The following is a 12,523-nucleotide window of genomic DNA, read 5'->3' as shown; positions in this document are numbered from 1 at the left end:
CTTCCTCACTGGGGCCGACCTGGTTTCGACGTGGGTTACAAAGCAGTGGAGGGCATACCGAGGACCCGTCACCTCGTTAATCAATGGGAATGCAATAACTGCTAACGACGAACGTTACGCACTGGCCGCTTAATTGCGGCCGTCCTCGCACTGGCTCGCTGACGGGCTAGGGTCGCAAGACCACGCGAGGTCATTTACGTCAGATAAGCTCCGGAAGTGTCACGGGTCCGGAGACGAAAATTTAGTGACTCGCCGTCGTAGAGCGTGTTCGTCCGCGATGCGCCGGTTAAATCAAATGACAGAACTAAGTATGTAGAACTCTCTGTGGAGGGCTTGCGGACGCGGGTTCGATTCCCGCCGGCTCCACCAGTTTCACCTCACCCTGGCGTCCGCTGCGCCAGGGTCGCGAATCAACGGACCTTCTGGTCCGTTTTTTCGTTTACCGGCTGTGCGGCCAACTGCGCCGCCGCCATCGCGCGGGGACGGTGCCGAGCGCGATGATCTTTGCACTGGATTATCAGTAGCGGGTCTACAGTCTGGCACTGCACCGAGACCGCGAGCGACTACAATACCCGGTTGCCGTCCTCCACGCCCTTCGCCATGTCAGACCATCCCCGCTTCACCATCAACCGTTCCATGGTTGCCCTGGTCCCGGAACAGCCGTTCCTGGACTGGATCCAGGCCGTCGATCCGCAGCCGGTCGCCGGCCTCACGCTCGAACACGTGCGCGAAGACCAGAGCGTGTTCCTGGTGCCCGAAGAACTGGCCGACACGCATGAGAATGCGGTGCGCTGGGTCGAGAAACGCTGGCAGGCGTTCTTCGAATTCATGCTGGGCGAGTGGTTCGACGACTCGATGTGGCCCGAGACGCTGACGTTGCAGATGTTCCGCGCGTGGTTCAGCGTACGCTACCACTCGATGGTGTTCGACATGGTGCCCGATGTGCCGGTCATGCACGAGGACTGGGACGAGGACGACGACTCGCCCGACCTCCTGCACTAATCCCCGCACACCATCGCGCATCTCGGCGCAGATCGCAGTGACTGGGACGCAGGAAGTCAGCTTGCCTGCACGATTCCCCAACCTTCCCCACCGCATTAGGAGTTTTCCGAGCACAGGCGTAGCGCAGTCGGCCTAGAGTTGTTTCGTCCTCAACAGGCTCGGTGAACCTGTTCATCGGGCGCATCCGGGCGCCCTTGCCGGGCCAGATCCGGCATGCCGCAACTCTACGACCTATGATCCGAATCCGCTTCCCTCGCGCACGCAGGCGCTGGCTCCTGGCGTTTGCATGCCTGGCTGCACCGCACTTCGTGCATGCCGCGTGCACATCGACTCCAGCCATGCCGTACCTGCAAACCATGAACAACATGGCGGTGGCAGTCAACCTTGCCAACCAATGACCAATGCCGTCGGTGTCAACTGCGATACGCGCGCGGCGAACCTTGGCTACGTCAATCCGGACATGAGCTATTCCGTTCCGCGCCGCTTCAGAGGAAGCGGTCCAGGATCTTGCGGCTGTGCTTGTCCAGCGCCATCAGGTCGCGGATCAGGTAGTGGATGCCATGGCTGTCCGACACCAGCAGCGTGCTGCCGGTCAGGCGCCGGATAGCCTCTTCTCCACGCAGCACCAGCGAGGTCTGGCCGCGGTCGGTCTGCACCGTCCACACACTGGGTGTGGCGTAGGTCGACACGCTGACGATGTGGCGGATCTCGGGCATGAACTCGCGCGACGCGAGCTCTTCTTCGATCAGGCTGCGCTCGGCCTGTGGCAGGTCTTCCAGGCGCGGAATCCACACCACTTCATGCCCGTCCGTGCTCATCAGGCCGATGCCGCCCTGCGGCGCGGAAATCGGGAAGGCGCGCACCGGCACCACGCCTTCGTGGACGGTGCCGTCGGCGTCGGTCAGCACTAGGCGGCCGAATGCATTGCGGTCAAGAGTGAACACGGCTGTCTGCGTGGCCGCTTGGATGTCATCAGGCATTGGCTGCCTCCGGCGTTTCCATCAGGGCTTTGTCTTCTTCGATGTCGTCTTCGGTATCGACATTGCGCGCTTGCGCCTGGTAAAGCTTGTAGTAGGCACCTTCTCGCAGGAGCAGCTCGTCGTGGCTGCCGACCTCTACGATCTGGCCGCGGTCCATCACCACCAGACGATCGGCCTTGCGCAGCGTCGACAGCCGGTGCGCGATGGCGATGGTGGTGCGGCCCTGTACCAGGTTGTCGAGCGCCTTCTGGATTTCCTTCTCCGTCGCGGTGTCGACCGACGAGGTGGCCTCGTCCATGATCAGGATGCGCGGGTTGATCAGCAGCGCGCGCGCGATCGAGATGCGCTGGCGCTCGCCGCCCGACAGCGCCTGGCCGCGCTCACCGACCAGCGAGTCGTAACCATGCGGCAGGCGCAGGATGAATTCGTGCGCATGCGCGGCGCGCGCGGCGGCGATGATCTCCTCGCGCGTGGCATCGGGCTTGCCGTAGGCGATGTTGTCGGCGATGGTGCCAAAGAACAGGAACGGCTCCTGCAGCACCAGCCCGATATGGCGGCGGTACTCGGACACCGGCAACGAACGGATATCGACTCCGTCGACGCGGATCGCGCCCTCTGACACGTCGTAGAAACGGCAGATCAGGTTGACCAGCGTGCTCTTGCCCGAGCCGCTGTGCCCCACCAGGCCGATCATCTCGCCCGGCGCGATCGACAAATCCAGCCCGCGGATCACCGCGCGGTTGCCATAGCGGAAGCCCAGGTCGCGCATGTCGATAGCGCCCTCGACCTTGTCGAGCTTCGCGGGCCGCACCGGCTCCGGCACGCTCGACACGTGGTCGAGGATGTCGAAGATACGCTTGGCGCCGGCCGCGGCCTTCTGTGTCACCGAGACGATGCGGCTCATCGAATCCAGCCGCGTGTAGAAGCGGCTGATATAGGTCAGGAACGCCACCAGCACGCCCACCGTAATGGCGTTGTGCGACACCTGCCAGATGCCGAACACCCACACGATCAGCAGGCCGATTTCAGTCAGCAACGTCACCGTCGGCGTGAACAGCGACCACACCGCATTGACGCGGTCGTTGATCGCCAGGTTGTGCTTGTTGGCCTCGCGGAAGCGCGCCACTTCACGCTTCTCCTGTGCAAACGCCTTGACCACGCGGATGCCCGGGATGGTGTCGGCCAGCACGTTGGTGATCTCCGACCAGATCCGGTCGATCTTCTCGAAGCCGTGGCGCAGACGGTCGCGCACCAGGTGGATCATCCAGGCGATAAACGGTAGCGGCACCAGCGTCACCAGCGCCAGCCACGGGTTGATCGACACCAGGATCGCCGCGGTCATCACGATCATCAGCACGTCGGTGGCGAAGTCCAGCAGGTGCAGCGACAGGAACACACAGATGCGGTCGCTTTCCGAGCCGATACGCGCCATCAAGTCACCGGTGCGCTTGCCGCCGAAATACTCTAGCGAAAGCTTTAGCAGGTGTTCGTAGGTAGTTGTACGCAAGTCGGCGCCGATGCGCTCCGATACGCGCGCCAGCAGGTAGGTGCGTGCCCAGCCCAGGCTCCACGCCACCAGCGCCGCGCCAAAGAGGCCTGCCAGGTACATCCGCACCAGGTCGTAGTCGATCGGCACGCCGTTCTGGAACGGGATCAGCACCTTGTCCATCAGCGGCATGGTCAGGTACGGCGGCACCAGCGTGGCGGCGGTGGACAGCACGGTGAGCAGGAAACCGGCCAGCAACTGCCATTGGTACGGCCGGGCGAAGCGCCACAGGCGCAGCAGCGCCCAGGTGGAAGGCGGCGTTTCCAGCTCACGGCTGCATTGCGGACACTGCTCCTCCTCCGGCGGCAGCGGCGCCTTGCAGGTCGGGCACGGCACTTCGCCGGCGTCGGGCGTGGCGCGGGCGCTGGCGGCGTCGCGGCGGGCCTGGAACTGGTCGGCCAGCCGCAAGGCGGACGGATTGTAACCAAGCGTATATCGCCAGGTGGCCAACCGCCCCCCCGGCCCGCTCAGTTCCAGCGTGCCGACGCCGGCATGGTCAGCGTGGGTCAGGCGCAGGGAAGGCCCGATGTTCCATTCCCGCACATTTTTTTCACCGGGAGCCCGGGCAACGATGCGCTGGTCCGTCACAACCAGCCACCCTTGGGTAAAATGCAGCCTCGCGTCGAGGTCCAGTTCCAGTCCGGCCAGGACGGACTCGCCGGGTCGGAGCCACGATCCGGAATCGGTTCGCCAGGGCTCTTCGGCCACGGGGGTGTTGAGGGCAGGCAGGGAGGACTGGGTCATGTAAGGCGCGGCGTGCGTCCAGGGGGTACGGACATAACTTGAAACAATTTAAGCCGGGCACGCGCTGGCGGCCCGCGAATTCGCCCGCAGTATACATAACGACGAACGAGCGGGTGGTCCTGATGCATTGCACAAACTCTTTTAAGCCAAGAAAGTCAACCCGTACAACGCTGTAACGTTACTGAAAGGTTAGGCTTCCATTTCTCGGGCGGTTCCGCCCACTGCCTCAAGCTAATTCAATGAAAAAGAAGGACATTGAGATTTTCGATGTCATGTCGCTGCGCGGCCCGAATATGTGGACATATCGGCCCGTTCTGGAGGCATGGGTCGATATCGGGGAACTGGAGGACTTTCCCTCCAACACGATTCCGGGGTTCTACGAGCGCCTGTCGGCCTGGCTGCCGTCGCTGGTCGAGCATCGCTGCAGCATCGGCGAGCGCGGCGGCTTCCTGCAACGCCTGAAGGAAGGCACCTGGCCGGGCCATATCCTGGAACACGTGACGCTTGAGCTGCAGAACCTGGCGGGCATGCCGGGCGGCTTCGGCAAGGCCCGGGAGACCCCGGTGCGCGGCGTCTACAAGGTCATCGTACGCGCCTGGCACGAAGAAGTAACCCGCGCCGCACTGTTCACCGCCCGCGACCTGGTCATGGCCGCGATCGAGGATCGTCCCTTCGACGTCCCCGCCGCCGTGGACAACCTGCGCCGCCTGGTCGACGAGCACTGCCTGGGCCCGAGCACCGCCTGTATCGTCGATGCCGCGGACGACCGCGACATCCCGGCGCTGCGCCTGTCCGACGGCAACCTGGTCCAGCTCGGCTACGGCGCACGCCAGCGCCGCATCTGGACCGCCGAGACCGACCGCACCAGCGCCATCGGCGAAAGCATCTCGCGCGACAAGGACCTGACCAAGAGCCTGCTGGAATCCTGCGGCGTGCCGGTGCCGGAAGGCCGCATGGTCGATTCGCCGGAAGATGCCTGGGACGCTGCCGAGGACATCGGCGTGCCGGTGGTGGTCAAGCCCTATGACGGCAACCACGGCCGCGGCGTGTTCACCAACCTGGTGGCCCGCGAGGAAGTCGAGACCGCCTACGGCGTGGCCATCGACGAAGGCAGCGGCGTGATCGTCGAGCGCTTTATCCCCGGCAACGAACACCGCCTGCTGGTGGTCGGCGGCCGCCTGGTCGCCGCCGCGATGGGCGAGACCGCCAGCGTCGTCGGCGACGGCAAGTCGACCATCGACGAGCTGATCGAACTGCAGATCAATTCCGATCCGCGCCGCGGCAACACCGAAGACCATCCGCTGAACCGCGTGCGCCTCGATTCGGCCGCGCGCCTGGAACTGAAGCGCCAGGGCATGGATGGCAGCTCGGTGCCACCGGAAGGCAAGAATGTGCTGATCCAGCGCAATGGCAACGTCGCCTTCGACGTGACCGACCGCGTGCACCCGAGCGTCGCTGCGCATGCCGCACTGGCCGCGCGCGTGGTCGGCCTGGACATCGCCGGCGTCGACCTGGTGGCCGAGGACATCTCGCGCCCGCTGGCCGAACAACGCGGCGCCATCGTCGAGGTCAACGCCGGCCCCGGCCTGCTGATGCATATCAAGCCGGCCGAAGGCACGCCTCGCCCGGTGGGCCGCGCCATCGTCGATCACCTGTTCCCCGAGGACGACCAGGGCCGCATCCCGGTGGTGGGCGTGACCGGCACCAACGGCAAGACCGTGGTCGCACGTCTGGTGGCGCGCCTGCTGCAGCTGTCGGGCAAGCACACCGGCCTGGCCTGCAGCGACGGCCTGTACCTGGACCGCCGCCAGGTGGAAGGCGGCGACCGCGCCAACTGGGAAGCGGCCCACCGCATCCTGATGAATCGCGCAGTAGAAGCCGCCGTGTTCGAGAGCGACAGCGGCAGCATCCTGTCTGAAGGCCTGCCCTATGACCGCTGCCAGGTCGGCGTGGTCACCAACTTCGACCAGCCTGACCACCTCGGCGACTACTACGTCGAGGACGAAGACCGCATGTACAACGTGCTGCGCACGCAGGTCGACGTGGTGCTCAAGGACGGCGCCGCCGTGCTCAACGCGCGCGACGAACGCCTGGTGGAAATGGCCGAACTGTGCGACGGCGACGTGATCTTCTTCGGCCTGACGCCGGAGCTGCCCGCGATCGTGTCGCACCGCGCCGCCGGCAAGCGCGCGGTGTACCTGCGCGAGGGCAAGATCGTGCTGGCTAACGGGAACAGCGGCAACAGCGAAACCCCGCTGGTCGACGTGACCGCGGTGCCGCTGACCTATGCCGGCCGCGTCGCGTTCCAGATCGAGAACGTGCTGGCGGCCGTGGCCGCAGGCTGGGCGCTGGGCATCTCCAACGACCTGATCCGCGCCGGCGTGGTGACCTTCGACGTCGGCCAGGTCGACGTGCCGGGCCGCTTCACGCTGTTCGAGCGCAACGGCGCCACCGTGGTGGTCGACGACGCCCACAACGCCCCCGCGCTGGAAGCGCTGGCTGCCGCGCTGGAGCGTTTCCCGGCCGATCGCCGCATGGTGGTCTACGGTGCCGGCGTGCAGCGCCGCGATGAAGACCTGGTGCGCCAGGGCAAGGTGCTGGGCCGGCATTTCGACCGCGTCTTCCTGTGCGAAGACCGCAGCGTCAAGCGCGCCCTGCCCGATGCCGAAGCGCGCGCGCTGCTCAAGCAAGGCCTGTATGAAGGGCGCCGCGTGACCAAGATCATCGACGAAGGCACGCGCGCCAGCGCCATCGAAACCGCGCTCGGCCAGCTGGTGCCGGGCGACCTGCTGGTACTGCAGTGCGACGAGGCCGCCACCGGCGCCACCGTCGACCTGGTGCACCACTGGATGGGGCAGCCTGCGCGCCGCGCCTAAGCGCGGCCCCAAGCTGAACCGCGCACAGAAGAACACGGAAACCGTTCTATGGAAGTCTCACGTATCCGGGCCCTGCGGGGCCCGAACCTGTGGTGCCGCCACACCGCCATCGAGGCCATCGTGGCCTGCCAGGATGCCACCGACATGCTGTCGGCGCTGCCCGGCTTTGAAGACCGGCTGCGCGCCCGTTTCCCGGAAGTCGGGCCGCTGCACCCGGACGAGGAAGCCGGCGAGATGTCGCTGGCCCACGTGCTGGAAATGACGGCGCTGCGCCTGCAGGCCGCCGCCGGCTGCCCGGTCACGTTCAGCCGCACCGCACAGACGGTCGAGCCCGGCACCTACCAGGTCATCGTGCAATACAGCGAGGAAGAAGTCGGCCGGCTCGCCTTCGAACTGGCAGAGGCCCTGTGCCTGGCCGCGCGCGCCGACACCGCCTTTGACCTGGCCGACGCGCTGCACCGCCTGCGCGAGCTGGACGAGGACGTGCGCCTGGGACCGAGCACCGGCTCGATCGTCTATGCCGCCATGGCGCGCGGCATTCCCTACCGGCGCCTGACGCAAGGTTCGATGGTTCAGTTCGGCTGGGGCAGCAAGCAGCGCCGCATCCAGGCCGCAGAAACCGACCGCACCAGCGCCGTGGCCGAATCGATCGCGCAGGACAAGGAACTGACCAAGAGCCTGCTGCACGCCGCCGGCGTGCCGGTGCCGCTCGGCCGCTCGGTGCGCAGCGCCGAGGAAGCCTGGGCCGCCGCGCAGGAAATCGACGCCCCGGTGGTGGTCAAGCCGCGCGACGGCAACCAAGGCAAGGGCGTGGCCGTGCGCATCCGCACCCGCGAGGAAGTGATGACGGCCTATGAGGTCGCCTCGGACATCAGCACCGACGTGATCGTCGAGCGCTATATCCCGGGCCATGATTTCCGCCTGCTGGTGGTCGGCAAGCACCTGGTGGCAGCCGCGCGCCGCGACCCGCCGCAGGTCACCGGCGACGGCGTGCATACCGTGCGCCAGCTGGTCGAGGAAGTGAACCGCGACCCGCGCCGCGGCGAAGGCCATGCGACCTCGCTGACCAAAATCCGCTTCGACGATATCGCGCTGGCCGTGCTGGCCAAGCAGAACCTGACCGCTGACTCCGTGCCGGCCAAGGGCACGCGCGTGGTGCTGCGCAACAACGCCAACCTGTCCACCGGCGGCAGCGCCACCGACGTGACCGACGACGTCCACCCGGACATCGCCGCGCGCGCCGTGGCCGCGGCGCAGATGGTGGGCCTGGATATCGCCGGCGTCGACGCGGTGTGCGAGACCATGCTCAAGCCGTTCGAGGAACAGGCCGGCGGCATCGTCGAGGTCAACGCCGCGCCGGGCTTGCGCATGCACCTGCAGCCGTCGTACGGCAAGGGCCGCGCGGTCGGCGAGGCGATCGTCTCGACCATGTTCGCCGATGGCAACGATGGCCGCATCCCGGTGGTGGCGGTCTCCGGCACCAACGGCAAGACCACGACCGTGCGCCTGATCACCCATATCATGGCCGCCAGCGGCCTGCGCATGGGCATGACCGGCACCGACGGCGTGTATATCCGGGGCGAGCGCATCGACACCGGCGACTGCAGCGGCCCGCGCAGCGCGCGCAACGTGCTGCTGCACCCGGACGTGGACGCCGCCGTGTTCGAGACCGCGCGCGGCGGCCTGCTGCGCGAAGGCCTGGCCTTCGACCGCTGCGACGTGGCGGTGGTGACCAACGTCGGCGAAGGGGACCACCTTGGCCTCTCCTTCATCAACTCGGTGGAAGACCTGGCGGTGCTCAAGAGCGTGATCGTGCAGAACGTCGCGCCGCACGGCATGGCCGTGCTCAATGCCGCCGACCCGATGGTGGTGCGCATGGCCGACGCCTGCCCTGGCAGCGTCACCTTCTTCGCGCACGATCCCAACCAGCCGGCCATGGCCACGCACCGTGCGCAGGGCAAACGCGTGGTGTTCGTCGACGGCGCCGAGATCGTTGCCTCCGAGGGCGATACCGAGGTACGCATCGCGCTGGCAGAGATCCCGCTGACGCGCAACGGCACCATCGGCTTCCAGGTCGAGAACGCGATGTCGTCGATCGCCGCCGCGTGGGCGCTGGGCATCGACTGGACCATCATCCGCCGCGGCTTGGCCACCTTCGTCAGTGACGCGCAGACCGCGCCCGGACGCTTCAACGTGTTCGACTACCGCGGTGCCACGCTGATCGCCGACTACGGCCACAATCCGGATGCGATCCAGGCGCTGTGCAACGCGGTCGAGACCATCACCGCCAAACGGCGCGTGGTAGTGATCAGCGGTGCAGGCGACCGCCGCGACGACGATATCCGCCGACAGACCCAGATCCTGGGCGGCGTGTTCGACGAGGTGATCCTGTACCAGGACCAGTGCCAGCGCGGCCGCGCCGATGGCGAGGTGCTGGCGCTGCTGCGCGAGGGCCTGCAAGGCGCGCAACGCGCCGGCAAGGTCGAGGAGATCCGTGGCGAGTTCCTCGCCATCGACACCGCGCTATCGCACCTGCAGGCGGGCGACCTGTGCCTGGTCCTGGTGGACCAGGTGGAAGAAGCGCTGGGGCATATCGCCGGGCGCATCACGCAGGGCTGATCGCACACCGGCGACAAAAAAGGCCAGCTCCCCGGAGCTGGCCTTTTGCTTTGGTGCGGCGGCGCTCAGTGCCGCCCCGGCAGCGACAAGCGCCGCTCCAGCATATGCTGCAACCCGGATAAGCCCGTGCTCAGCACCCAGTAGATCGCCGCCACCGCCAGGTACAGCGGCAATGGCTGGTAAGTGGCCGCGATCACCTCCTGCGCCGTGCGCAGCAGCTCAGTCACGGTGATCACCGACACCAGCGAGGTGTCCTTGATCAGGCTGATCAGGCTGTTGGACAGGCTCGGCACTGCCAGCCGCAGCGCCTGCGGCCCGACCACGTAGCGCAACGCCTGCGCCGGCGTCAGCCCCAGGCTGTAGGCCGCCAGCCATTGACCGCGCGCCACGCCCAGGATTGCGCCGCGCATGCTCTCGGACAGGTAGGCGCCGACGTTCAGGCTGAGCGTCAGCACGCCCGCCGGGGTGGGTTCCAGCGCGATGCCAACACCGGGCAGCCCATAGTAGACGACAAAGATCTGCACCAGCAGCGGCGTGCCGCGCATGATGCTGACATAGGTGCGCGCCACTGCCTTGAGCACGCGGCTGTGGCTGATGCCCATAAGCGCCACCACCGTCCCCAGCATCAGCCCGAAGACCATCGACCACAACGCGAACTTGATGGTCAGCAGCGTGCCCTGCAGCAGCACAGGCAGGGAATCGATGACGAGCTGGAGAGCGGACATGAAGGCGGCGGAGACGTAGGAAGATGAACGGACGGCGCAAATGGCAAGCGGCGCGGCAGCCCTCCGGGGCCGCCGCGCCGCGACATGATACCGCCCCTGCTTACTTGGCTGGCTTGGTCACGTCAGTGCCGAACCACTTCGCCGACAGCTTGGTCAGCGTGCCATCCTTGCGCAGGTCATCCAGCGCGCGGTCGATCGCTTGGGCAAACTTGGGGTTGTCCTTGCGGAACGGGATCGCGACTTCCGAGCTGGCGCCCGGCACCACCGCGCCCGGGCGCAGCGGCAGGTTGGCCGTCTTGATCAGGTAAGCGACCATCAGGCGGTCATTGAGCGCGGCGTCGACGCGCTGCGCCGCCAGGTCGCGCAGGTATTCGGGCGCGCCCGGATAGGTCTTGACGTCGATGCCGGGCACCGACTTGGCCAGGTCATTGTAGTTGCTGCCCAGGCTCACGCCGAGCTTGTGGCCCTTGAGCGCTTCCAGCGACTTGAACTCTCGCTTGTCATCCTTGCGCTGGATCAGCTGCGCTTCGGAGTAGACGTAGGGCTTGGAGAAATCCAGCGCCTGCTTGCGCTGCGGCGTGGCGGCGACCTGGTTGACGATCACATCGAACTTGCCCGCCTGCAGGCCGGCGATGATGCCGCTCCATTCGGTGGTGACGAACTCCGGCTTGACGCCCAGCTTGCCCGCGACCGCGCGCGCCACGTCGACGTCGAACCCTTCCAGCTCGTTCTTCGCGCCGCGGAAGCCGAACGGGGGATACGTGCCCTCCAGGCCGATCTTCAGCACGCCGGCCTGCTTGACGGTGTCGAGCAGGTCGGCGGCATTTGCCGCGGCAGCGGTGAGGCCAGCGCCGGCAAGCAGCGAGGCGGCCAGCAGGGATTTGAGCCAGCCAGTTCGAATCGATCGCATATATTCTCCAGTGGATGCGGATAAGCAGTAAGTATGCAGACAGCGCCGACGACCTCTCGTGAAGGGCCGCCGGCCGGTTGTGCTGCTATGAGCCTATATCGGGCTCAACACTACCGCAAACACTATCAACGAGGAAATAACGATTCATTATGGCTAAATAACCGCCGGGCGGAGTCAGCGCCACGGCGGCACCGCCCTGCCCTTACTGGTAGGCCTTGTCGTTCGGCGCCGCGAACAGCGCCTTCATGTCGGCCGACAGCGGGTAATTCATATTGATGCCGCGCGGCGGGATCGGTGCCATGAACCACTTGTTGTAGAGCTTCTCGGCGCGGCCGCTGGTCTGCAGCTCGGCGATCACGCCATCGGCCAGCTTCTTGAACGAAGGATCATCCTTGCGGAACATGCAGGCGTAGTTCTCCGTCTGCAGTGGTGCGCCGACCACCACCCAGTCGCCCGCGCTCTTGGCCTTGGTGCGCTCGCCGTACAGCAGCGGCTCGTCCATGACGAAGGCCGCGGCGCGGTTGGTTTCCAGGATCAGGAAGGACTGGCCATGGTCCTTGGTGCTGATCAGGTTCATGTTCATGGCCTTCTCGCCATTCATCTTGACCAGGAGACGCTCGCCGGTGGTGCCGGCGGTGGTGACCACGTTGCGGTCCTTCAGGTCGGTGAACTCCTTCACGCCCGAATCCTTCTTGGTCAGCATCTTGATGCCGTAGACGAACAGGCTGTTGGAGAATGCCACCTGCTTCTGGCGCTCCAGGTTGTTGGTGGTGCTGCCGCATTCGATATCGATGGTGCCGTTCTGCACCAGCGGGATGCGGTTCTGCGAAGTGATCGGCGTCATGCGCACCTGCAGGTTGGGCATCTTGAGATCGCTCTTCACCTTCTCGACGATCTGCAGCAGGATCTCGTGCGAGTAGCCCATCACCTCCTTGCCGTCGGTGTACGAGAATGGGATCGACGATTCGCGATAGCCCAGCGAGATCACGCCGCTGTCCTTGATCTTCTTCAGCGTGTCGCCGTCGGCGGCCTGGGCGGCGCCGGCAGCCAGCAACAGGGCGGCGGCCGCGAGCGTGCGGCGGGTGGCGGGTCGTCGGGTGTGCAGTGGTTTCATGTCGCGC

At 66.1% G+C, this 12,523-nt stretch carries 8 protein-coding genes and 1 other RNA gene; 4 read left to right on the top strand and 5 right to left on the bottom strand.

The window, feature by feature from the left end; translation table 11 throughout:
- The first annotated feature begins 10 nt into the window (after positions 1 to 10).
- Positions 11 to 369, top strand: a transfer-messenger RNA (tmRNA) gene (gene ssrA / locus AC10V3_RS03955).
- A 231-nt stretch (positions 370 to 600) separates the two neighbouring features.
- Positions 601 to 1,002 (top strand): hypothetical protein, encoded by a 402-nt coding sequence (locus AC10V3_RS03950; protein WP_022533878.1) that lies wholly within the window; start codon positions 601 to 603, stop codon positions 1,000 to 1,002.
- Positions 1,003 to 1,487: 485 nt separating this feature from the next.
- Here the strand turns inward: AC10V3_RS03950 and AC10V3_RS03945 are convergent, their stop codons facing one another.
- Together AC10V3_RS03945 and AC10V3_RS03940 are read right to left on the bottom strand one after the other, a co-directional pair.
- On the bottom strand, positions 1,488 to 1,982 hold the full coding sequence (locus AC10V3_RS03945; RefSeq protein WP_022533876.1) for a cyanophycin metabolism-associated DUF1854 family protein: 495 nt from the start codon (positions 1,980 to 1,982) through the stop codon (positions 1,488 to 1,490).
- Positions 1,975 to 4,272: a cyanophycin metabolism-associated ABC transporter gene (locus AC10V3_RS03940; protein WP_022533875.1), complete on the bottom strand. Its 2,298-nt coding sequence runs from the start codon at positions 4,270 to 4,272 to the stop codon at positions 1,975 to 1,977. Before AC10V3_RS03940 ends, AC10V3_RS03945 begins: the two co-directional genes overlap by 8 nt.
- A 239-nt stretch (positions 4,273 to 4,511) precedes the next feature.
- Between AC10V3_RS03940 and cphA (AC10V3_RS03935) the strand changes: the two genes are divergently transcribed.
- Together cphA (AC10V3_RS03935) and cphA (AC10V3_RS03930) are read left to right on the top strand one after the other, a co-directional pair.
- On the top strand, positions 4,512 to 7,148 hold the full coding sequence (gene cphA / locus AC10V3_RS03935; RefSeq protein ID WP_490923139.1) for a cyanophycin synthetase: 2,637 nt from the start codon (positions 4,512 to 4,514) through the stop codon (positions 7,146 to 7,148).
- A gap of 48 nt (positions 7,149 to 7,196) precedes the next feature.
- Positions 7,197 to 9,767: a cyanophycin synthetase gene (gene cphA / locus AC10V3_RS03930; protein ID WP_022533873.1), complete on the top strand. Its 2,571-nt coding sequence runs from the start codon at positions 7,197 to 7,199 to the stop codon at positions 9,765 to 9,767.
- Positions 9,768 to 9,832: 65 nt separating this feature from the next.
- On the opposite strand, the gene AC10V3_RS03925 is transcribed toward cphA (AC10V3_RS03930), so the two are convergent.
- The 3 genes from AC10V3_RS03925 to AC10V3_RS03915 all read right to left on the bottom strand — a co-directional run bounded on the left by AC10V3_RS03925 (position 9,833) and on the right by AC10V3_RS03915 (position 12,516).
- Complete coding sequence (locus AC10V3_RS03925; RefSeq protein WP_022533872.1) at positions 9,833 to 10,492, bottom strand: amino acid ABC transporter permease; 660 nt, start codon at positions 10,490 to 10,492, stop codon at positions 9,833 to 9,835.
- A 100-nt stretch (positions 10,493 to 10,592) separates the two neighbouring features.
- Entirely contained in the window at positions 10,593 to 11,402 is an 810-nt protein-coding gene (locus AC10V3_RS03920; RefSeq protein WP_022533871.1) for a transporter substrate-binding domain-containing protein, read from the bottom strand.
- Positions 11,403 to 11,604: 202 nt separating this feature from the next.
- Positions 11,605 to 12,516, bottom strand: coding sequence for a glutamate/aspartate ABC transporter substrate-binding protein (locus tag AC10V3_RS03915; protein ID WP_022533870.1), 912 nt, complete (start codon positions 12,514 to 12,516; stop codon positions 11,605 to 11,607).
- Positions 12,517 to 12,523: the final 7 nt, after the last annotated feature.

Source organism: Cupriavidus sp. PB-02, assembly GCF_058252315.1.
The sequence above is the reverse complement of the archived record's forward strand: the minus strand, read 5'-3'. Positions and strand labels throughout refer to the sequence as shown.